Below are 20,633 nucleotides of genomic sequence, written 5' to 3'. Positions count from 1 at the left end.
GGTGTGGGGTATTTTCTTCTAGCCATTATCTAATAAAAGCTACACCCCAATACCCATTGGGGTGTTTTTTTGTCTGCTGTCGACTATGGTTTAAGCTCATACGTATTGAGCTTTGCCGAATGAATATGCCGCTTGCGCGCCAGTCCGGTGCGACGCTTCTGATTTTAATGTTAGTGATGATGACGGTGTTTGCTACTTTGTTGGTGTCGAACCTGCGTGGGCGCAATCCCGAGGATATACGCCGCGAACAAAGCGCTGCTGCGATTGAAAAAGCAAGGCAAGCATTGTTGGTGTGGTCGTTGAGCCGAACGTCGAGTGGTAGCTCGGTTGATTCGCCCGTTGAGTTGCCTTGCCCAGCAGATCCTAATGAGGCGGCATTGAATTCAATTGGTGTATCAAGATCAAGTTGTAATAGTGCTGGCGTGACGGGGCCTGCTGCGCGAACGGGCTGGCTACCGTGGAAAACACTAGGCATTCCAAAGCTAGTCGACGGCTATGGTGAGCCCTTATGGTATAGCGTTGATTTAGGTTTTGTTGCCCGTACGAAAGATGAGTCTCGAAAAGTGAATGGCGATAGTTTTGCTGCATTAAAAGTGTATTCAGGCACCAATGAATTAACGCTCAATGGTCAAGGCGCTGCGGCAGTCATTTTTGCAGCGGGCCCACCAGTAGACGTCCAAACGCGAGCTTCGCCTCTTGCTGCAGCTCAGTATTTAGAAGGCCTGACCGTTAGTGGACCAAGTAATGCGACACACGGAGGCCCTTATGTTACTAGCGAATTGAAGAAAAATTCAGCTGGTGAGACGATATTTAATGATCAACTTGGCGTGATAACGGGGAGATCGTTAATTGACGCAGCACGTACACGCCTAGGTAGCGAAATTGCAAAGAAAATGCTGGCGTATTATCAGGCGGTTCAGGCTGAAATTGTTTCTGGTGGCGGAGGAGGTGGTGTTGCATGTGTCGCGCCGTGGGATGCGAATGTGACTTACCAAAAGAATGATGTCGCCAGCTATGCGGGACACAACTGGAGTGCAAAAAATAAAAACTCTAATAATACGCCGCCACCTCCGAGCAATAAGGCGGGATGGAAGGATGATGGCGCGTGTAATTTGGCCTCATTAGTACAAATTACCGCGCCTTATCCCGCGAATCTACTGACCGATACGGCATGCCAGAATAATTCGCTGGCGCTGGGTATTTGTCCTTCGCAAGAGAATTTATGCGCTGGCATTTTGCCCCGTGCTGCGGATAGTTGGACCGGTGCGACTTTGTTATCTACGCCAGCAAGTAATAAGCCGCTTTGGTTTCAGCAAAATATTTGGCATCGCGGGGTTGTGTATGCAGTCAAACAGGGCTTGGTCTGCACGACGCCATTCATCATTGATGGCGTGACCGATGCGACGATTGATGCGCTGTATATTATTCCCGGTGCCGCTCGTACACGACGCGCAAATAATTTGCTGACCCCTGATACGGTCGCGATGGCTTCGACTAATTTGGCGCTATATCTGGATGACGCAGAAAATCAAGATGCGTGGACTGCTGATAATTACCGCTATGTAACACCGTCCTGCACGAGTAATGATTTGATGTACACCTGCAGCAAAGGCATTTGCAATAAAAGGAAAAGCGCATGTTAGTGCATTGGCAACGTGGTTTTTCGCTCGCTGAAATGGCGATTGTGTTGGTCATCGTTGGGGTTTTAATGGCGTCTGGATTGGGAGCGCTCAGTAGTCAAATGAGTAACCAACGCTTGAAAGAAACTAAACAAATGCTTGAGCGAGCCAACGAAGCGCTCATTGGCTTTGCCTTGGCGAATAATCGTTTGCCGTGCCCGGCGGATAGCGCCGGGCTCGAAGCGAGACATTCATCTGGCGCAAATATGAATCGCTGCGTGTCGGCCTATGGTGACTTGCCTTGGCAATCATTAGGGTTGCCGGAGTTGGATTCGTGGGGACGTAGGTTGAAATACCAAGTCACGGCATACCCAGTGGTGAGTGGTGTTAAAGATGATTTAGCTGGAATCGATCTGACTTCGACGCCTAATTGTGGACTTGCGGCAGTGAAGCCGTGTTTTGGCTTGGAGGATGCAGGAAATATTTCTGTGTTTTCCGCGAGTTCACGCGATGGCAATCCGGTTACTGCGCGAAAGCTAGTCAGCGATGCTGCCGCAGTGATTTTTTCAGAAGGTCCCAATGGGGCAGGTACTTCGGAGGATGAGTTGGAAAATCGGGGCCTTACGGCAAAAGAATTTGTGCAAGACACGCCAGATTCTAATTTTGATGACATATTGGTGTGGCTGCCAACCACTCAGTTAATGTATCGACTTGCTACAGCTGAGCGCTTACCTTAGATTTTCGATACTGCCGCGCTCGCCCCCGACAAAGTAACTGCCACCATTTGCCCAATTGAATAGCACTTAGCTTCATCGGGGTTAACTAAAGTTGCAATGATTTCATTGCCGCAAACGATGGTAACAAGTGCGGCGACGCCAGCTGATTCAATCGCTAATAGTGTGCCGGTGAGTTGTAGTCGCCCGCTGGCGCGCTGAGGTAGCAGCACTTCTGCGGGTGAGCCCTCTGCGATCAATTGTCCGTGCTCTAGTTTCAAGACTCGTGTCGCCAGCCGGAATATCTCACCTAAATCATGACTCACCACGATGACGATGGCACCTGATTCACGTTGCCAGTCGAGTAAATGTTGTTGCAGTTCGACGCGTAGTTGGCGATCGAGTGCTGATAGCGCTTCGTCGAGCAGCAATATTTGGGGTTCGGCGGCCAGCGCGCGTGCTAGCGCAACACGCTGTTGCTGGCCACCAGACAGTTGCGCCGGTTTGCGCTCCGCGAGTTGGCTGAGCCCCATTTGTGCGAGTAAAGCGTCTACTTTTTTCGGGCTGCGCTGGTGCTGTGCGTAGCTGAGTTGCTCGTGCACACTCATATTGGGAAACAGCGCGTAATCTTGAAACACCAAGCCCACGCTGCGTTGTCTGGCGGGGATGTTGGTTTTGCCTGCAAACCAAACCGTGTCGCCGTAACGAATCTCTCCGTGCTCAGGTGCTTTTAATCCGGCGATCATGTGCAATACCGTCGATTTGCCAGCGCCAGAGTCGCCCGAAAGTGCGGTGATGCTGCCAGCAGAAAACTCCGTTTTGAGCTGCAAAGGCATCGCGCCTTGTGCCGAGTGCATCGTGGTGTGAATGTCGAGGTGCAGATTATTCATGCGTCATCCGTACGCTGAGTAGGCGTAATGCCAGTAAGACCACAAAAGAAAATCCAACCAACACGGCGGCATACAGATGCGCGGCTGAATAGTTGAGCGTTTCTACTTCGTGATACAGCGCAATTGAAGCAACTTGGGTATGTCCAGGAATGTTGCCGCCTATCATCAGTGCAACGCCAAACTCCCCTACAGTATGTGCAAAAGTCAAAATCAGCGCGCCGATTAAACCCATTTTGCAGTTGGGCAAAATCACGCGGGCAAGGATATTGATTTCTGATTTGCCCAGCGTGCGAGCGGCATCCAGTAGATTGCTGGGTAGTTGACGAAAAGCGCTGGTTAGCGGCAACACCATAAACGGCAGGCTAAACACCATCGAGCCAATCACAAGGCCAGGGTAGGAGAATACAAGGCGAAGGTCTAAGGCGCTGGCTAGCCAAGCCCCGACCCAACTCGTTGGGCTAAACAGCAGTAGCAGATAAAAACCGAGTACGGTCGGTGGCAAGACTAAGGGTAGGCTGCTGATGACTTCAGCAAGGTAACGTATACGGCTAGAGCCAAAGGCTAACCAATAGGATAGCGGTATACCTACAATAGTTAATAATAGCGTCGTATGGGTCGCGAGCTTGAGGGTGAGTAGTAATGGTTGTGGATCAAGCACGGCTCACCTGCATTTCATTGGATTTAACCAGCCATTCCACATCCAACCCAATCGCAAGTTGCATTCGCTCATTAGATGCGCGGGTAATCAGCGCGTGCAAGGTGTACTCGCCAAAGCGCAAGCCGACTCGGCTCAGCAGTGGACTTGATTCTATGCTACAAACTTGCGCGGAAAACCGATTACGCAGGCTGATTTCGCCTTGCAAATTGACCGCAACCGCCACTTCGTTTTCGGCAAAAGCCAGCGTTAATGCAGCACCACGCTGCCATTGCGCCACGTCTTCACTGATGCCGAGCAGCATCGCGCTCATACTGTGGCCGCCACAGTCGGCAGAGACAAAAGCAAAACCGCCGTGAATTTCAATATTTTGCAAGGTAGCAGGCAGTCGATTCATGGTGTGGGTGCCAGAAAGCCGTAGCGATTTAAGATGGCCTGCGCGACAGGGCTTTGCAAGTAAGTCATAAATGCTTTTGCGGCTGGATTGTCTTTGCCGCGCGTGCTGAGCACAGCGCCTTGAGCAATCGGCTGGTGCATAGCCTGCGGTATTTCCAACCAAGCTCCGTTTTGTTTTTGATCGGGATTGGCGACGATTGATTTAGCGCTAAAGCCCGCTTGCGCCGCGCCGGTGCTGATAAATTGACTGGTCTGGGCAATGCTCTCGCCAAACACCAATTTGCTCTGCAATGTGGGAAGTAAATTTTGCCTACTTAAAATACGCATCGCTTCACGGCCATACGGTGCGCTATCGGGTTGGGCGATGGCGATTTTTTGTACGGCATTTGATTTCAGCCACGCCGCCCAGTCTTTTGGGATGCTTGATTGAGCTGTCCACAGCACCAAAGCGCCATTGGCATAATGCACCACCGGAGCGATGGCTGCGCCTGTTTTGATCAGCTCTTGTGGATATTTCAAATCGGCCGACATAAACACATCAAACGGCGCACCATGATTGATTTGCGCGAATAATTTACCCGATGCGCCAAAACTAGTTTGAAAACTGTGGCCGGTTTTTTGGCTAAAGTCTTTGCTGAGCGCAGAAATCGTCGGTTGCAAACTTGCTGCGGCAGCAAGACGAAATTCGCCCGCATGGCTGAGGTTTGCCATTAATAACGATAGGTAGAAAAACCAGATTTTCATGCGGTAACTCGAAAAGGTAAGTTCAAACTATAAGTCGATTGGCTCCAAAAATCGATACCCCAATGTGGACGGTATCAACACAACTCAAATAGCAGCAAAACATCAATTCATCATATCGGCCTTCGCCGGTATGATGATTTAAAGGAATGGCTTTGAGTTTTGTGTAAATAACTTATTTTGGGAAAGACGGATTTGCAGGATTAAGACTACGTAAAAAAGCCCAAGGTTTGAAGCTTGGGCTTTTTCTTTAGCTGTTCCGATCAATCGCCAGCGTTGCTAAAGCATGCAAGCACTGGGTATATGGATTGTCGGGCAGATTAGCGAGGCAGGCTTTGGCGCGTTCGGCTTCTGCTTCGGCGGTTTTGCGTGCGTAATCGAGTGCGCCCGATTGCTGAACAGCGGCCAGTACGGCATCAAAGTTTTCACGCTTGGCGTTTTCGAGTGCGTCTTTAACCACGGCAGCGGCGTTCGCTTCACCATATTTCATCACATAAATCAGCGGTAGCGTTGGTTTGCCTTCGGCCAAGTCGTCCCCGAGTGATTTACCGATTTCTTCTTGCTTGCCAGAGTAATCGAGTACGTCGTCAACGATTTGGAACGCGGTACCCAAATGCATGCCGTAGCGCGCAATCGCGTCTTCCGTTGCGGCATCGCTGTCGGTCAAGATTGCCCCGAGGCGCGCCGCGGCTTCAAAGAGTTTGGCGGTTTTGTAACGGATAACTTTGAGGTAATCGTCTTCATCGATGTCGGTGTTGCCGATGTTCATTAATTGCAACACCTCGCCTTCGGCGATGATATTGGTCGCGTCAGAAAGCACTTCCATCACGCGCATCGAGCCGCAGCCGACCATGATTTGAAATGCACGGCTGTATAAAAAATCGCCAACCAACACGGACGCGGCATTGCCAAACAGCGCATTGGCCGTATCGCGGCCACGACGCAGGCTGGACTCATCGACCACATCGTCGTGGAGTAGCGTTGCGGTATGGATGAATTCAATCACCGCAGCTAGTTCGTGATGTTTGTGGCCCTGATAGCCCAAAGCTTGCGCTGCCAGCAGCACAATCATTGGCCGCAAACGCTTGCCGCCTGAGGCCACAATGTACTCGGCCACTTGGCGCACCAAGACGACTTCTGAATATAAACGGTCACGAATGACGTTATCTACCGAGGCCATATCGGCATCTATGACCGATTTAACAAACTTCATCGACACGCTGGATTCACCCTGATTGTGATGGCGCGCACCAAAACCCGCGCCGCCAAATTGAATATAATCCCGCGATTCTAGCAGGAAACTATAAATGCCGTCTTGTTTGGCGGTGTTGGCTCAGTTAAGTGCTTGACTCTATTGGGAATCGTTAGTAGAATGCCCGATTCCCAATTTTGGGAAGGCACGCGAGCGTTTATGCCGCGTGTTGGGCCAAACTCCCTAGGAGCTTGTTATGTATGCAGTCGTAAAAACCGGTGGCAAACAATATAAAGTTGTTGTCGGTCAAAAATTGAACATAGAACAGATTACTGCAGACGTTGACAGCCAGATCGTACTCGAAGAAGTATTGATGGTTGCAAACGGTGAAGCCGTACAAATCGGCGCGCCTTTGGTTGCTGGTGCATCCATCAAGGCAACTGTAGTATCGCAAGGTCGTGGCGAAAAAGTACGCATTTTCAAAATGCGTCGTCGTAAACACTACATGCGCCGCGCTGGTCACCGCCAGAATTTCACTGAAATCCGTATCGACGCTATCGTCGCTTAATTAAGGAGCTAAATAATGGCACATAAGAAAGCTGGTGGTAGTTCACGTAACGGTCGTGATTCAGAATCAAAACGCCTCGGTATCAAAGTATACGGCGGCGAGTTGATCCCTGCAGGTTCAATCATTGTTCGTCAACGTGGTACTGAATTCCACGCTGGTGACAATGTCGGTATGGGTAAAGATCATACTTTGTTCGCTAAGTGCGATGGTTACGTACAGTACGCAGTGAAGGGCGCTTTGAAACGCCGCACTGTAACTGTATTGCCATACGTTGGCGAAGAAGAAGCTGCTGCTTAATTTGCGGCTTCTTTGGTAGGTTTGAAAGCCCTGTCCATGCGATAGGGCTTTTTTTGTTTTATAAATACGATGCGGTTTTAAGTCTAAGCGGTTTGTTGGATGGGTTTATAGGTATCTAGTTCCATGCAACAAGCCACTTCGCCTGCAAAGCAATACCCATGCTTTGCACCGAGATCGCTAGGAGAAAAAGATGAAATTTATTGATGAAGCCCGTGTAGAAGTGATTGGCGGTAAAGGCGGCAATGGTTCAGCCAGTATGCGCCGCGAAAAATTCGTACCCCGTGGTGGTCCCGATGGTGGCGACGGTGGTAAAGGCGGTACCGTTTGGGCGATTGCCGATGAAGACATCAACACCTTGGTTGATTACCGTTTCCAGAAAAAATACAAAGCACGTGATGGCGATAATGGTCGCGGTGCGGATTGCTACGGCAAGGGCGGCGACGATATCGAATTGCGGATGCCAATTGGCACAGTGATTACCGATCAAGACACAGGCGAAGTGGTTGCTGATTTGACCACCAACGGTCTGCGCGTGGCGATTGCCAAAGGCGGCACCGGCGGCTTTGGTAATTTGCATTTCAAATCATCGACCAATCGTGCGCCACGTCAAACGACGCCCGGTTTCGAAGGCGAGCGCCGTGATTTGCGTTTGGAATTGAAAGTGCTGGCCGATGTGGGTTTGCTGGGTATGCCTAACGCGGGCAAATCTACGTTTATTCGCGCTGTATCTGCCGCCAAGCCAAAAGTCGCAGATTATCCATTTACCACCTTGCACCCGAATCTGGGTGTAGTGCGTATTGATGAAAACCGCAGCTTCGTCATTGCCGACGTTCCCGGTCTGATCGAAGGCGCAGCAGAAGGCGCTGGCTTGGGTCATCGTTTCTTGAAGCATTTGCAACGCACCGGTATTTTGTTGCACTTGGTCGACTTGGCGCCGTTTGATGCTGATACTGATCCTGTTGCAGAAGCCAAAGCGATTGTTGAAGAACTGCGTAAATACGACGAAGATTTGCATCAAAAACCACGTTGGTTGGTGCTCAATAAAGTCGACATGATTCCGGAAGACGAGCGCGAAGAACGGGTCGCCGCCTTCTTGGAAGCTTATGGTTGGGATGCGGGTGAGCAAAATCCATACGCCGATTTTGAGCCACTCAAGCCGCGCTTGTTCGTGATCGCAGGTTTGACCGGTGAAGGTTGCCGCGATTTGACTTACGCGATTATGGATTACCTCGACGCCGCGAAAAAAATCGCCAAGGAAGCTGCTGCAGTAGAAGCCGCTCGCCTCGCCGAAGAAAAAGCTGCGCTGTTGGCTGCACGTGCTGCAGCGTTGGAAGCGGGTGATGTGAAGTAAATGCCACTCGGATAAGCAACGGGGCGACCTGCAGCAAGCCCTCGTAGTGAATATTCGATACAAAAAAATCCCCGCTCAATTGGCGGGGATTTTTTTGTTGATTTTATATGGGTATTTGAGCCTAGCCAAAATTTATCAATGCTTGTAACCATATACGTTTAATTTGGGCTTTCTTCTATATGATTGCTGACTCATTTTTGATCTAGGTTGACGCTTCTGCCAGTGCTTTCAAATTGCGCAGAGTAACCGGAAGTCCCGAATTCAATTGCTTAGACAGCATTGGTCCCAGTAAAAATGACAGCAAGCCTGAAAATGTAACCCTGTGGACGACCTCGGTCGCACCTGATACTGGGACTAGTTCGTGTTCGAATAGCATGCGAAACAAGGGAATTTTTGATTCGACGGTGAAGCACTTATTGGGCTCCACTTGCGTCAGTAGCATGGGTACGGTCATCCCCTTTGGTGGCGTGATTTTGCCGCGGCTGCCGACTTGAAATGGGCTGTCAAGAAAAGCCTGCTTTGTGTCAGGGTCCCACGTGTGCCAGTTTTGGACATTTTCGTAGATTCGGAAGACTGTTTCTGGGGAAGCATTGATTGTGATTCGGTGTTCTACTTGCATGAAAAGCCTCAAAAGTGAGAAGTAAAATGTCGTTTGATTGGCGGGGGACCTCAATATCGGATTTAATGGGTATTTGATTCAAGTCTTTATTAAATAATGCTTGGGTTTATATACCCATTCATTTTGTTTTGATGGAAAAATAAAAGTGATTTTCAGCGTGCCGTGATCTTCAGTTTTACCCAATTTCCACTCGGTTTCGGCCGCCTTTTTTTGCACGATAAAGCGCGATATCCGCGCGCTCAATCAATGCGTTGAAATCCTCTCCGTGATTTCGTGTTGCTACACCGCAGGAGCATGTAACTGCAATTGAGTGTGGCCAGCTTGATTTTTCGGCGCTGTCTCTGATGTTTTCTGCGAGTTTCACGGCCAAATCATGTGGCATTTCTGGGCAAGCGACCAAAAATTCTTCACCACCCCAACGAACAAAACCATCGCTTTTTCGAATTTTGCTTTTCACCAATTGGGCAAATTGTTGCAGAACTTCATCGCCGACTGCGTGCCCGTGGGTGTCGTTAATTCGTTTGAAGTGATCGAGATCGGCAAACAAAATACTCAATTGGGCGTCCTTTGGTATTTCTCCAGGCCATTTCTTGCTTAGTAAATTGTTAAGCCCGGCGCGATTGAGCGCTCCAGTTAATGGGTCGATTTGAGCTTGGTTACTCAATACCTCTGCTTGTATCTCGAGTACACGATTGATGACTTCTAATTCGCTACGCTGTGATCTTTCTTGGCTTAGGCGCTGGCGGTATTGGAATATCTCAAAACCAAGCCATGCAACACCGAAAGTCAACCATGCGCTCACAATTCCTAGTAATACTTGGGTTAGGCTCAGCCATTTGCCATGAAACTCGATGTATTTGAATGTTATTTCATGCTCACCTTCGGGGGCAAAACCTGGTGTTGATATTTCAATGATCGGGACATTATCGACTTGCATATCCGTATCAATGAGTGGAATATTTTTATATTCAACCCACCATGAAGCCACACGAAATAGATTTAAGGGAATGTGGCTCGATGCCATGTCTGCCCCTTTCGTATCAAGTAAAAGCTCATTGACTTTTAATGTGCTGCTGTCGTTGATCTTTGAGTAGGCTTCAAAATTATTCAAATATACTCGGACTTTTTCTGGTCCTGGCCCACTTCGACTTAAGTTGAAATCGATATCGTCAAAGTGAGAAAGGTCCATTCCAGAAGGCATTTTGGTGAGCTGGATACGGATTTGGCAGTATGGCCATTGATATTCGCTCTTGGCAATTTTGCACTTCATCACCATCGCGTCGTTGACTTTACTTAAATGAGCAACGCTTTTGCCCCCCTGAGTACGGTCATCAACAGCGATAAATTGATGTGCAGAATTAGCGTCGATTCTCAGTTTGCGTTCCATGCCAAAGTGCTGCCACGTCAGCACCCCAATTGACACTAAAATCAGAAAAATCAGTGCATAACGTAGAATATTGCTGGAAGTGGAATTCATGGCAAAACCCTATTCTTGGTTTTTATTACTATAGATGCCTTTGTGATTGAGTGGGTGAGGGTTTTATTGCTGTATATCGGCCAAGTCGGCTTCGAGGTTAGGATAATCACCTCGGGACGTTTTTCTTTGCGATGGGCTTTGCCCACGGGGCCAGCAGTACCTCCAGGAGTAGAATAATGATTTTGATGATGTATTGCTATAGTCGGCAAGTAGCAAACCGCAATCATCATCGGCTGGAATAAGCTGAGCGTGCTCTAGCGATTCACGAGTGCTTTGTTCAGTACCCCATAGCGTTGCGGCTAAGAAGTTGCAATGAAATTCAGTTCAATTAATGAGGGCCACTGTGCATCTTCTTTTCTACGATCACTCCGCAAGCTATGCGCGGCCCCGAGTTACCTGCGGGTTGGCTTTTGAAATCATCGGGATTGGCATGAATGATCACTGCACGCCCCATGACATTATTGAGTGCGTCTGGAGTCAGGCTGGCCGTATGTAACATAAACTTGGCGTTCACATTTCCCATCTTGTCCGCAGTTAGGTTGGGCATATCACCGACATGATGTTCGCCTTCTTGCATGCCATGGGCTTGTTGGCTGGGATTAAAATGGCCTCCCGCGCTAGTGAAGTCAGCCTTACTGCAATCACCGTTGTCGTGAATGTGAAAACCATGTTCAGAATTAGGCGTTAAGCCGGTAACTTTGGCGTGAACCATCAGGTGGCCATCCATTTGATGAAACATCACCATTCCCGAGGCCGTTTGTGATTCTGCCGCTTGCAGCTTGGCATGCGCCATCGGTGAGTGCTGTTCTTGTGTCGCGCAGCTGCTTAGCGCAAGCGCTGTAATCGGTAGCAATAGATAATGATGATGTAAGTACATGATTTTCTCCATTTCATGAATTTCTTAGCCTATGTTCGCGTAGTGGATTAGCAAGCAGATTTAATACAAATGATGTTTTAGCGGTCGTTACTGGATAGGCTTTTGCAGCATTCAAAGATAAGTCACATGCTGTCGCATTGAGAGTCTACGGAATTGAACGATTCAGCTTAGTTTGATAACTAGCGGTGGTCATCAGCAGTGATCATGATAGAGCGCCATAACCAATGGCAATATTATAAGTATATTGATCTAGTGATTGTTTAATAATGCTTGCTGGCTATACGTCTGCTTTTTTGTGGTTTTTGTGAGGTGTCTCTATGGTTTGAGATTATGCCCGCTATTTTTATCTTCATTAATACCGCCGCGAATCGTCGAATCCAACCGTTTTTAGCTGTCGCCATCAGTCGAAAAGGATTGTCTTTCCCGCCGTTTAGCTTTAGCCTTGCTCCTCCCTGAATTTTGTCATTCCCATGCAAGACGAAAACGATCTCTCCCAATTTTTTGCCAATGGCTTTGCGCCGGATGATTTGCCTTCAATGGCGAGTTTGTTGCGGGCGCGGCATTATCTGGATGCGTTTATTACGCTGTTTCGCGGTGGCGACGATGAAGTGCTCGTTCGGCTGCTGATTTTGCGTGAAATTGGCGCGCGCGCCGATGCGCCGCGCTGGTCACCGCAAGATTTGCAATCGCATTTTTCCTATTTGAATTCCATCAAGCTCGACACGGTGCTCAAACGCTTGCGCGAAAACGGTCTGTTGATTTGGGATGGCGACGAGCAACTGTACGCGATGTCTGAATCCGGCCGCGTTGCGCTGGCGGCGCTTGGTACGGTGGTGCAGTTTGCCGATGGTGATGCCGAGCTTGGCTATCTCACTTCGCAAGTCGCCGCAGGGCAATCGCTCGGCCAAGTGTCGAACGAAGTTTTGCTTAATTTATTGGCGCGCTTGAATGAGCTATACGCCGATTTTGAAGCCGCGCTCGAGTCGCAATCTGAATTCCAAATTCGCGCCGCGCGGGAAAAACTGGAAAAAGTCTGGCAGTGGGTCGAAAAAGGCACCGACGTCATTCGCACGGTGCTGACCGACGAAGAAACCGATCCGCGCGTGTATCAAATCGCGCAATCGATTGCCTTGGCACAAGCCAGAATGCTGCGTTTGACTTCGGTTTTTCATCGCCGCTTGTCTGAGCTGGCGTCGCAGCGCGTGCATTTAGGGCAGTCGGGCTTATCGACGACCAATGTCGCCGATTGGTTGCGCCAGCAAACGCAGGAAAAACTCGCTGATTTGGGGCGCGACCTAGTGTTGTTCCATCCAGAGCCGGCGTTTGTCGTGTCGGATGTGTTGCTCGATATTACCGAGTTTGAAGTGCTGGAGCGCGAGCGCCCAGTGAATGTGGTCAGTGAAATGCCGCAAGGTGCTGCGGCGCAAGAGGTTGGGGAAATCGAGGCCGAACGCCTGATGTTGGCAGAAGCGTTGTATGAAGAATTGCAACAAATGGCAGCCAATGGCCTAGGTGCTGATTTGCCAACGGCCGTGCTGGCACCCACTTACAAAGAAACCGCGTATCGACTCTCGCTGTTGTCGCTGCTCGGCGACGCCGAAGCCGCGCTAGAGAAAAGCATTGTCGCCGATATTGTGAAGCTGCCATTAAGCATTGAAATTACTGGCGAATTGCACGAGCCCAATCATCCCGAAGTTGCCAGCATTAGCGCTGGGCGACTGTTGTCTACTGTTTTGAATAAGGCTGATAAGTAATGGATCAAGCCCTGAATATTTTAGTCGCTCGCCTGTTGGCGCAGCGTTTTGTGTTACGCAAAGACCCACTCGCGCGCCGCGCCTTGATTGACGAAGCATTTCGCGAGTCGCTTGAGCATCGTCTTGCTGATTGTGGTCTGCAATTATTAGAAAATCCCTATGCCGAACACATCGCAGTGGCACTGCAGCCGCAAATGGAAGAATGGGTGTTTGGCGAAGGTGAAAATTGGTTATCCAACAATATGGGTCTGCCGCGCGACGGGATTGCGCTGCTGGTCGTTGTTTGGGCGCTGATTATTTTGCCAAAACGCGAACGGCAAATTGCCCGCGTTGAAGTCGGCAATGAAGATCAAAGTGATATGTTTGGCGCAGAAAAGCCGATTGAACACGGTGACGGCGTCGCGCAAGGCATTTCGGAAGACGCGCTGTATGCCGATTTCGGCAAAGTGCTCGGCGGTAAAATGCGCTTTGCGACTAATTTGGGCCAACTTTCAAAATTGGGTTTCGTGGTACGCCGTAATCGGATGATTCACGAAGGCCCACTGCTCGACCTGATGATCGACTACGCCAAACTCGCGCCACGCATTATCAATGGTGCGCTGGCGGATATTTTGAAATTGACCGATACCAAACTTGCGCCAGAAGCTGAGTTGCAAGAATGATTTTGCGTCCAGCGACACGCGATGATGTTGATTTTTTAATGTCTCTGCGGATCGATGCAGAGTCTTTGCGTTTTATGCCGTTAAATCTATTGTCCGTCGCCGAGTTGTCGAGCCGAATTGCTGAATCTGCCGTTGAATTAACGCTCAATGATTCGGCAGAGCTCATTTATGTGCTTGAGTTAGAGGGCAATACAATTGGCATGGTTGGGGCTCGGCAGCGTTCCACGCAAATGCGATACGCCGAATTGACATACGCACTATTGCCGCAATGGCGTCAGCGCGGATTGGCAACTCAAGCAATGAAGATGTGGATTGCACAGTTGTTTGCCGTGGGTTATCGCCGCTTAGGTTTGATGATTTCGGCTGAAAATGTGGCTTCGCTTGCTCTCGCTAAAACATTGGGTTTTCAGCAGGAAGGCCTTTTGCGTGAGCATTTTTTGATTGGCGGAGTGCCGCAAGATCAAGTGGTTTTAGGTTTGCTAGCAACGGAATGGCAGCAAACATTACAAGGAAGTCAAAATGTTCCAGATTAAAACTTTGGAAATGGTTCACTGGGATTTCTGGCAACGGATTTCAGTGCCACTCGATGCGCAAATCGTTACAGTGGTGGGGCCAAATGGTTCGGGTAAGACGACGCTGCTCGATGCATTGCGCACGATGTTGGCGCTGAAATGCTCGGGTCGCCGTGACTACAAACGTTATGTTCGTAATAACAAAGAAAATATCGCGTGGTTGCGTGCGGTGGTGAGCAATCCCAAACGCACCGGTGGTGGATTTTTTCCGTATTTGTTTTTCCCGCTCGCTAGTGAGACGGTGACGCTGTTTTGTCGGATTAAAAAGCAGGGCGGTGATTGGGTGCGCCAGTACGCGATTGCCGAAGGCGACGCGCAGCTTGATGGTACGACCGAGAATAATCTGCAATGGCTCGGCGTGGGTGATTACCGTCGCCGCTTGGAACAAGCAGGTTTAACACCGGCGATTGCCGAGGTATTGGCCTTAGAGCAGGGTGATACCGACAAGCTATGCGAATACTCCCCTAAAACACTATTGGATTTGGTGTTTCAGGTGTTTGGCGACAAAGAAGTGCTCGATCATTACCAAGAAGCCAAAGTGCGCTTGCGCGAGGCCGAGGGTGAGTTGGATAAGATGAACCAGCAGCTGTCGCAGCTTGGTTTGGATGTCGAGCGTTTCCGCCTGCGCGCGAGTAGCTATTTGGAATGGTGCTCGCTCAGTACCGATACCGTGCGTTTGGAGCAGGAAGTGATTCCGGCGCTGCAAGTGGCCGAAGCGCAAGACAATCTACGCAATTACCTAACGCAATTTAAGCAAAATCGCCGCAGCTTGTGGCATCGCCGTGGCGATTTGGCGCAGCTGGAAAAGCAGCTCGCCGTGGCGCGCACTGCCGCGCAGCAAACCTTGAATGGCGAGCAGCTCAGTAAAGCCGATTACGATTTGCAGTTTCAGGCGTTCCAAGCGGTTCGCGATGCCGCGCGCGATACGGAAAAACTGATTAAAGAGGGTGAGCGCCTGCGTGAACTCGCCGAGCGAGAGCATGGCGCCGATGCGGTTGGCTTGAATGACCGCTTGGGTGAGTTAAAGCAGCAAGAGGGCGATTTGAAGCTCTGGCTGAAAAATGCTAAAGAAGAACGCCAGCAATTGTCCGAGGCGCAATTTGCCTTGCAAGCGGGTAAAGCACCGTCGCCTGAGTTCGTGCGACAAATGCGCTCTGCGCTGGATGCGGCCGGTATTCCGCATCAATTGCTGACTGAAATTTGCGAAGTGAAAGACAATACTTGGCAAGATGCCGTTGAAGCATTGCTCGCGCCATCGAAGCATTTGATCTTGTTGCAGCGCGAGGCTGATAAACAGCGCGCTTGGGAAGTGGGCGAGCGCTTGCGTTATCGCAGCTTTATTGTGTCAGAGCGTGAGCCCGCGCCGCGTGCGACTTTGGGTTCGATTTTAGAAATTCTTGATTTTAAAGCGCCAGTGCCTGCGTGGCTGACACGGCAGCTGAATGGTATTCAACGCGTAAAATCAGTTGAAGCGGGCGCTCGAATTAATGGTGATTGGATTACGCGGGAGGGGTATCTGCGTGAACGCCGTGGTGCGCGATTTATCGGCGTTGATACCCGTGATTATGCCTTTGGTGAAGCTGCGCGACATACGCGTTTGTCGGACATCGCTTTGCGCTTAAAAGCATTAAATGAAGAAATTCTGAATAAAGAAGCCGATCTCAGTAGCCTAATGCGCGACATCGCGGCGATTACCCAACAATTGATGGGCATGCAAGCCGTGGTGCAGTTGGCGAGTCGCCAAGCTGAATTGGCGTCAGCCGCCGCGCGTTATCCAGAAGAGCAGGCGGCGGTACAGCGCCTCGGTGCCGAATTGGCCGCAGCGCAAGCCGCGCTGGAATCGTCACGCGAAGGTCGTGCTGATTTGCGTTTGGGCGCCCAAAAAATTGAAATCGAGCGTGATCAATTGCAGCGTGCCATTGATGAAATGCAGGCGCAGTTACAGCGCCAACGCAATGAAATTAGTCGTCAGTTGGGCATGATTCGCGTCTTGAAAGAAAAAGCATTGCCAGCATGGTTGGTGCCAGCGACGCTGCGCCAGTTGAAAGAAGACTACAACAGCGTATCCGAAGTACGGCATATGATGGCGCGCCAAGCCGAGCAATTGAGCCAAGCGCATTGGGAAAAGGACGAAACCATCGTCCAACGCCGCGATAAACTGGTGAATGACTACAAGGCACTGGAAGGCGAATCAGTTGGCCATCGTCAAGAGGTCGACCGCACTGCGCAACTGACCGACGAAGCACGCGCAGCGTATATCAATAAATTACGTGCGACAGTGCGCGCCTATGGCCGTAATGTGCGCGGCTTGGGCGAGTTGGCGGGGATCGATGTTGAGCTCGATATGCCACACTTGGAAAACGACGATGTGGTACTGGCGCAAGCTGGCCTGACGGCACGTTTCAATTTCGACCAAAAAGGCATGATGGGCTTGAACGATGGCGAAGCATCGGGCGGCCAGCAGGTGATGAAATCGCTCATTCTGCTGATTGGCTTGATGATGGATGAAAGCAATCCATCCGGCTTTGTGTTTATCGACGAGCCATTCGCGCATTTGGATATTTTCAATATTGACCGCGTCGGCGCTTTCCTGAAAGCCACTAATGCACAATATTTGATTACGACACCACTGACGCACAATACCAATGTGTATGGGCCGGCCGAATTAACGCTAACGACGCGGAAAAAGCGTCCGGGCGAAACTTGGGCACCGCTCATTATGCAAACCCGTCGTCGTACCGAGCAAAATGTGCTCGATGCGAGTAAAGTGGCAACATCCGTTTAGTTTTTATAGAAGAATATTAGTGCTACAAATTTTTGATTTTTTTGCGCCATGCCCGCGCGGCCTTGAAACCGTACTGGAAAAAGAGCTTGAGGCCTTAGCTGCCAAGAAGATTCACGTTACCGATGGTGGCGTGGCTTTTTCTGGCCCATGGACTTTGATGTACAAAGCCAATCTATATTCACGCGTTGCAAGTCGCGTTTTGTGGAAATTAGTAGAAAAACCATATCGCTCGGAAGACGATATTTTCCGTTTGGCACGCGATACCGAATGGGCTGAGATTTTTGCAGTCGACAATACGATTAAAGTCAGCGTGACTGCCGTTCGTTCACCAGTACGCAGTACTAACTTTGTCGCGCTGAAAGTCAAAGACGGCATCTGTGATCGTTTTCGCCTCAAATGTGGCAATCGTCCTAGCGTCGATACTGAAGCGCCTGATATGCGAATTAATGTTTATCTGTCAGAGAAAAACGTTACCTTGTATCTCGATACTTCGGGCGAGCCACTATTTAAGCGCGGATATCGCGTTGAAACGGGCGATGCGCCATTGCGTGAAAATCTAGCAGCGGGCATTTTGTCCCTCAGTGGCTGGACGCCGGATCAAGCGTTTTACGATCCAATGTGCGGTTCAGGTACCTTCCTTGTTGAAGCTGCCATGATTGCACGTCGTGTAGCACCGGGTATGGATCGTCAATTTGCATTCCAAAAAATGCGCATGTTCGATCAAACCTTCTGGAATAGCATTTTGGCCGAAGCCAAAGCGCAAGAGTTGAGCGCTGCACCGAATGTCATCATGGGAAGCGATGTATCAAGCACTGTGCTGATTCACGCTAAAGCGAATATCGAAGCGGCAGGCATGCAAGACAGTATTCAGTTAAAGCAATTGAATGTCTTAGATGCAAAACCGCCGGCTGAGTCCGGTGTGTGGGTCTGCAACCCGCCGTATGGTGCGCGTATGGATGAGAAAGAGCATTTAGCAACTCTATATCCACAATGGGCTACGGTGTTGAAACAACGCTTTGCAGGTTGGAATACATATTTCCTTACCGCAGACTTAGATATGCCAAAACATATGCGCTTGAAAGCTTCAAAACGCACGGTTTTATTTAATGGTCCGCTGGAATGTCGCCTGTTTGAATACAAAATGATCGCTGGCGGCAATCGAGATAAGCCAAAAGAAGAATAAATCGAGTTGTTTTGCTGGTTTATGGCTGTGGTTTTAACAAAGGGCGCGTCAGCGCCCTTTTGCTTTTGTAGTTTTGCTTCTGTTTTGTGTGAAGTTTGTTTTTATTTAAAACAACGACTTATCGCCTTAGTTCTATTTTCTTTGTACGCAGGTGTTGACGTGTTTCGGTCGTGTGGGTATAGTTCGGCCTCTCTGCTGCTGACACAGCAAACGAAACAAGCGGTTCTAAAGCAAGTTTCGGTGTCTAAGCCACTGATCTTTAACAAAATACAGCCGATGAGTGTGAGTGCTTGATTTGCAAGTCAAACAAGTGCTTGCATTCACAAATGAGAAATAACTCGATGTTTACATCGAGGCGCTTTAAGTTTTGAGCGCAAGCCAAGTAGTACAAAATTAGCACAGAGATTAAACGAAAGAGTTTGATCCTGGCTCAGATTGAACGCTGGCGGCATGCTTTACACATGCAAGTCGAACGGTAACAGGGTGCTTGCACCGCTGACGAGTGGCGAACGGGTGAGTAATACATCGGAATGTACCCAGTAATGGGGGATAACGCTTCGAAAGGAGTGCTAATACCGCATACGCCCTGAGGGGGAAAGTGGGGGACCGCAAGGCCTCACGTTATTGGAGCAGCCGATGGCTGATTAGCTAGTTGGTAGGGTAAAGGCCTACCAAGGCAACGATCAGTAGCGGGTCTTAGAGGACGATCCGCCACACTGGAACTGAGACACGGTCCAGACTCCTACGGGAGGCAGCAGTGGGGAATCTTGGACAATGGGCGAAAGCCTGATCCAGCAATGCCGCGTGCGTGAAGAAGGCCTTCGGGTTGTAAAGCGCTTTTGTCGGGGAGGAAATCCTAGTGGCTAATAACTACTGGGGATGACAGTACCCGAAGAATAAGGACCGGCTAACTACGTGCCAGCAGCCGCGGTAATACGTAGGGTCCAAGCGTTAATCGGAATTACTGGGCGTAAAGCGTCCGCAGGTGGCTTGATAAGATAGACGTGAAATCCCTGGGCTCAACCTAGGAATTGCGTTTATGACTGTCTCGCTAGAGTATGGGAGAGGGGGGTGGAATTCCACGTGTAGCAGTGAAATGCGTAGAGATGTGGAGGAACACCGATGGCGAAGGCAACCCCCTGGCCTAATACTGACACTCATGGACGAAAGCGTGGGGAGCAAACAGGATTAGATACCCTGGTAGTCCACGCCCTAAACGATGTCTACTAGTTGTTGGGCTTTTCGGAGCTTAGTAACGCAGCTAACGCGTGAAGTAGACCGCCTGGGGAGTACGGTCGCAAGACTAAAACTCAAAGGAATTGACGGGGGCCCGCACAAGCGGTGGATGATGTGGATTAATTCGATGCAACGCGAAAAACCTTACCTGGTCTTGACATGTACGGAATCCTTTAGAGATAGAGGAGTGCCTTCGGGAACCGTAACACAGGTGCTGCATGGCTGTCGTCAGCTCGTGTCGTGAGATGTTGGGTTAAGTCCCGCAACGAGCGCAACCCTTGCCATTAGTTGCTAACATTTAGTTGAGCACTTTAATGGGACTGCCGGTGACAAACCGGAGGAAGGTGGGGATGACGTCAAGTCCTCATGGCCCTTATGACCAGGGCTTCACACGTCATACAATGGTCGGTACAGAGGGTCGCTAACCCGCGAGGGGGTGCCAATCTCACAAAACCGATCGTAGTCCGGATTGCACTCTGCAACTCGAGTGCATGAAGTCGGAATCGCTAGTAATCGCGGATCAGCATGTCGCGGTGAATACGTTCCCGGGCCTTGTACACACCGCCCGTCACACCATGGGAGTGGGTTTCACCAGAAGTAGGTAGGCTAACCGCAAGGAGGCCGCTTACCACGGTGGGATTCATGACTGGGGTGAAGTCGTAACAAGGTAGCCGTAGGGGAACCTGCGGCTGGATCACCTCCTTTCAAGAGAAAGACGAACAAATTAAGTACTCACACTCATCGGCTGTAGATTTGAAGAATGTCGGATTGATTGAGATGAATAATCTGAATTGAGATGACAACGATATGGGTCAGTAGCTCAGTTGGTTAGAGCACCGTGTTGATAACGCGGGGGTCATAGGTTCGATTCCTATCTGACCCACCACCTTAGTTGGGGGCTTAGCTCATCTGGTAGAGCACCTGCTTTGCAAGCAGGGGGTGAACGGTTCGAGTCCGTTAGCCTCCACCATTAGTTTGGTCTGGAACTACCTAGTAGAAAATAGAATTCTATGGATTGCACGATGTATTGTGCAGTGTATTTTATT

Annotated in this window: 18 protein-coding genes, 2 tRNA genes and 1 rRNA gene; 13 read left to right on the top strand and 8 right to left on the bottom strand. The window is 49.9% G+C overall.

Annotation, left to right across the window (positions count from 1 at the left end):
* Positions 1-119 precede the first annotated feature (119 nt).
* Positions 120-1,643: a hypothetical protein gene (locus tag K4H28_RS11655; protein ID WP_221005356.1), complete on the top strand. Its 1,524-nt coding sequence runs from the start codon at positions 120-122 to the stop codon at positions 1,641-1,643.
* Positions 1,637-2,356: a type II secretion system protein gene (locus tag K4H28_RS11650; protein ID WP_221005355.1), complete on the top strand. Its 720-nt coding sequence runs from the start codon at positions 1,637-1,639 to the stop codon at positions 2,354-2,356. Before K4H28_RS11655 ends, K4H28_RS11650 begins: the two co-directional genes overlap by 7 nt.
* On the opposite strand, the gene K4H28_RS11645 is transcribed toward K4H28_RS11650, so the two are convergent.
* The 5 genes from K4H28_RS11645 to ispB all read right to left on the bottom strand — a co-directional run bounded on the left by K4H28_RS11645 (position 2,353) and on the right by ispB (position 6,227).
* Positions 2,353-3,222 carry an ATP-binding cassette domain-containing protein gene (locus tag K4H28_RS11645; RefSeq protein ID WP_221005354.1) on the bottom strand — a complete coding sequence of 290 codons (870 nt, stop codon included), beginning with the start codon at positions 3,220-3,222 and terminating at the stop codon, positions 2,353-2,355. The two genes, K4H28_RS11650 and K4H28_RS11645, sit on opposite strands and share 4 nt — an antisense overlap.
* Entirely contained in the window at positions 3,215-3,880 is a 666-nt protein-coding gene (gene modB / locus K4H28_RS11640; protein WP_221005353.1) for a molybdate ABC transporter permease subunit, read from the bottom strand. The genes K4H28_RS11645 and modB overlap by 8 nt, the downstream gene beginning before the upstream one ends.
* Positions 3,873-4,274: a TOBE domain-containing protein gene (locus K4H28_RS11635; RefSeq protein ID WP_221005352.1), complete on the bottom strand. Its 402-nt coding sequence runs from the start codon at positions 4,272-4,274 to the stop codon at positions 3,873-3,875. Before K4H28_RS11635 ends, modB begins: the two co-directional genes overlap by 8 nt.
* Complete coding sequence (modA, locus tag K4H28_RS11630) at positions 4,271-5,017, bottom strand: molybdate ABC transporter substrate-binding protein (protein WP_221005351.1); 747 nt, start codon at positions 5,015-5,017, stop codon at positions 4,271-4,273. The genes K4H28_RS11635 and modA overlap by 4 nt, the downstream gene beginning before the upstream one ends.
* A 247-nt stretch (positions 5,018-5,264) precedes the next feature.
* A complete protein-coding gene (ispB, locus tag K4H28_RS11625) occupies positions 5,265-6,227 on the bottom strand; it encodes an octaprenyl diphosphate synthase (RefSeq protein ID WP_221008035.1) in 963 nt (320 codons plus the stop codon).
* Positions 6,228-6,462: 235 nt separating this feature from the next.
* Between ispB and rplU the strand changes: the two genes are divergently transcribed.
* From rplU to obgE, 3 genes are all read left to right on the top strand, one after another.
* Positions 6,463-6,774, top strand: a complete 312-nt coding sequence (gene rplU / locus K4H28_RS11620) for a 50S ribosomal protein L21 (protein WP_221005350.1) — start codon at positions 6,463-6,465, stop codon at positions 6,772-6,774.
* Between the two features lie 15 nt (positions 6,775-6,789).
* Positions 6,790-7,071: a 50S ribosomal protein L27 gene (gene rpmA / locus K4H28_RS11615; RefSeq protein ID WP_173533190.1), complete on the top strand. Its 282-nt coding sequence runs from the start codon at positions 6,790-6,792 to the stop codon at positions 7,069-7,071.
* Between the two features lie 190 nt (positions 7,072-7,261).
* Positions 7,262-8,422 carry a GTPase ObgE gene (obgE, locus tag K4H28_RS11610; protein WP_221005349.1) on the top strand — a complete coding sequence of 387 codons (1,161 nt, stop codon included), beginning with the start codon at positions 7,262-7,264 and terminating at the stop codon, positions 8,420-8,422.
* Positions 8,423-8,624: 202 nt separating this feature from the next.
* Here the strand turns inward: obgE and K4H28_RS11605 are convergent, their stop codons facing one another.
* The 3 genes from K4H28_RS11605 to K4H28_RS11595 all read right to left on the bottom strand — a co-directional run bounded on the left by K4H28_RS11605 (position 8,625) and on the right by K4H28_RS11595 (position 11,395).
* Entirely contained in the window at positions 8,625-9,041 is a 417-nt protein-coding gene (locus tag K4H28_RS11605) for an SRPBCC family protein (protein ID WP_221005348.1), read from the bottom strand.
* Between the two features lie 175 nt (positions 9,042-9,216).
* Positions 9,217-10,518 carry a GGDEF domain-containing protein gene (locus K4H28_RS11600; RefSeq protein WP_221005347.1) on the bottom strand — a complete coding sequence of 434 codons (1,302 nt, stop codon included), beginning with the start codon at positions 10,516-10,518 and terminating at the stop codon, positions 9,217-9,219.
* A gap of 328 nt (positions 10,519-10,846) precedes the next feature.
* Positions 10,847-11,395, bottom strand: coding sequence for a superoxide dismutase family protein (locus tag K4H28_RS11595; RefSeq protein ID WP_221005346.1), 549 nt, complete (start codon positions 11,393-11,395; stop codon positions 10,847-10,849).
* Between the two features lie 470 nt (positions 11,396-11,865).
* Here K4H28_RS11595 and K4H28_RS11590 point away from each other — a divergent pair, with 470 nt between their 5' ends.
* The 8 genes from K4H28_RS11590 (at position 11,866) to K4H28_RS11555 (ending at position 20,557) form a co-directional block, all read left to right on the top strand.
* Positions 11,866-13,149: a hypothetical protein gene (locus K4H28_RS11590; RefSeq protein WP_221005345.1), complete on the top strand. Its 1,284-nt coding sequence runs from the start codon at positions 11,866-11,868 to the stop codon at positions 13,147-13,149.
* Positions 13,149-13,811 (top strand): hypothetical protein, encoded by a 663-nt coding sequence (locus tag K4H28_RS11585; protein ID WP_221005344.1) that lies wholly within the window; start codon positions 13,149-13,151, stop codon positions 13,809-13,811. The genes K4H28_RS11590 and K4H28_RS11585 overlap by 1 nt, the downstream gene beginning before the upstream one ends.
* Complete coding sequence (locus K4H28_RS11580) at positions 13,808-14,344, top strand: GNAT family N-acetyltransferase (protein ID WP_221005343.1); 537 nt, start codon at positions 13,808-13,810, stop codon at positions 14,342-14,344. The genes K4H28_RS11585 and K4H28_RS11580 overlap by 4 nt, the downstream gene beginning before the upstream one ends.
* A complete protein-coding gene (locus tag K4H28_RS11575; RefSeq protein WP_221005342.1) occupies positions 14,331-17,168 on the top strand; it encodes an ATP-binding protein in 2,838 nt (945 codons plus the stop codon). The genes K4H28_RS11580 and K4H28_RS11575 overlap by 14 nt, the downstream gene beginning before the upstream one ends.
* 19 nt (positions 17,169-17,187) lie before the next feature.
* The gene (locus tag K4H28_RS11570) at positions 17,188-18,351 is read left to right on the top strand and encodes a THUMP domain-containing class I SAM-dependent RNA methyltransferase (protein WP_255573511.1); all 1,164 of its coding nucleotides are present in this window, start codon (positions 17,188-17,190) and stop codon (positions 18,349-18,351) included.
* Positions 18,352-18,758: 407 nt separating this feature from the next.
* Positions 18,759-20,292: ribosomal RNA gene (locus tag K4H28_RS11565) — 16S ribosomal RNA — on the top strand.
* A gap of 104 nt (positions 20,293-20,396) precedes the next feature.
* Positions 20,397-20,473 (top strand) — tRNA-Ile (locus tag K4H28_RS11560).
* A gap of 8 nt (positions 20,474-20,481) precedes the next feature.
* Positions 20,482-20,557 (top strand) — tRNA-Ala (locus tag K4H28_RS11555).
* The last annotated feature ends 76 nt before the right edge of the window (positions 20,558-20,633 follow it).

This window comes from Deefgea tanakiae, assembly GCF_019665765.1.
Classification (GTDB): Bacteria; Pseudomonadota; Gammaproteobacteria; order Burkholderiales; family Chitinibacteraceae; genus Deefgea; species Deefgea tanakiae.
This window is presented reverse-complemented; position numbering and strand designations above follow the sequence as displayed.